Raw genomic sequence first — 1,203 nt, forward strand, 5'->3', positions numbered from 1 at the left:
CCCAGCCCCTGCCCACGGAAGGCTTCGTCCCGCCCCATCCAGCCCAGCAGGGCGGCCGGCACGGTCGGGTAGCGCGGCAGCTTCTTGGCGAGCACGTCCGGGAGGTCCGTCAGCGGCACGCTGTTCGAAGACAGGGTGTAGAATCCCCCGACCCGCCCGGTCGCCACCTCGCGAGCGACGAAGCAGGCCGCGTAGCGGCGCTTCACGTCCTGGGCGACGGTCTGGCGGAAATAGGCATCGACACGGTCGTTGCCGCTGGCAAAGCCGCTTCGGTCGTGGGCCTTGGACAACGGCTCGATGACGAACGGCGCCGTCACCGAAGCTGGATCAGGGCCGCATGGCGCTCGGCGGCGCGCTTCAGACGATCGGTCGGCTTAGGCGGATCGATCAGGGCTTCCGCGAACCGCACCTGGTCGGCGCGGGCCAGCCGCAGGATCTCGGCCTCCTCGACAACGCGCCTTGCATCCTCGCCGGCCGTCGCGATGAGGTAGCCGGTCAGGGTCATGCCGCGCAGCTGTGCCGCGCGCTGCAGTGTGTCGTAGACTGGCACTGGTACCCTGGCCTCCAGCCGCGCCGTTCCGTCGTCCGTCTTGACCTTCATGGAACACCTTCCCGGTCCATCTCGATACGGCAAATTGCCGTACAAAGCAAAAACAGGCGCGTTAGACCATCGGCGTGGGGTGGGATGTGGCGATCTCGGTTCAAGCCCTCGAAGGCATCGAGCGATCGACTCGGTCGCGCCCCGTTGTGTGAGCGATATACGTTCCCGGGATCCCAACGCGAACCATCCTCGCGATACGCCAAACGAAACAGGGCGCGGATGGCATCCGCGCCCTGTTTGCGTCTTCCGGATCTCGGCCCCGCCGGCCCGGAGGCCGGCGGGTCGGCCGAGCTACTTGGCGTAGGCGTAGGCGGTGGCCGCGGAACTGAGCGGGCCCGTGACGCCGCTGAAGGCGGTCAGCACCTTCTGGACCTCGGTGAACGGGGCGTTCGAGACGTAGATCAGGTCGCGGTTGCGCATGCGGAACGCCTGGGTGGTGAACAGGCTGTTGGGGTCGCGCATGTTGATCCGGTAGACCACCGGCACCAGCGGCGTGCCGGTGAGCTTGGTGGCCGGGTTGAGCCGGCGCACCACGCTGGCGGGCTCGAACCGGAAGATGAAGGTGCCGGCCGGGTCGGCGGCGAAGTCCGACAGGCCGCGCG

The 1,203-nt window shown here is 68.2% G+C and carries 1 protein-coding gene and 2 pseudogenes; all 3 read right to left on the reverse strand.

Translation table 11 applies throughout. The features are described 5' to 3' along the window. Window positions 1-317 (reverse strand): annotated as a pseudogene (locus FV228_RS30280) (GNAT family N-acetyltransferase); the annotation flags it as partial. Then, complete coding sequence (locus tag FV228_RS30285; protein ID WP_147857796.1) at window positions 314-601, reverse strand: DUF1778 domain-containing protein; 288 nt, start codon at window positions 599-601, stop codon at window positions 314-316. The pseudogene FV228_RS30280 and the gene FV228_RS30285, both read right to left, overlap by 4 nt. A gap of 291 nt (window positions 602-892) precedes the next feature. Continuing rightward, window positions 893-1,203: pseudogene (locus tag FV228_RS30290) on the reverse strand (sugar transporter); the annotation flags it as partial.

This window comes from Methylobacterium sp. WL18 (assembly GCF_008040015.1).
Lineage (GTDB): Bacteria > Pseudomonadota > Alphaproteobacteria > Rhizobiales > Beijerinckiaceae > Methylobacterium > Methylobacterium mesophilicum.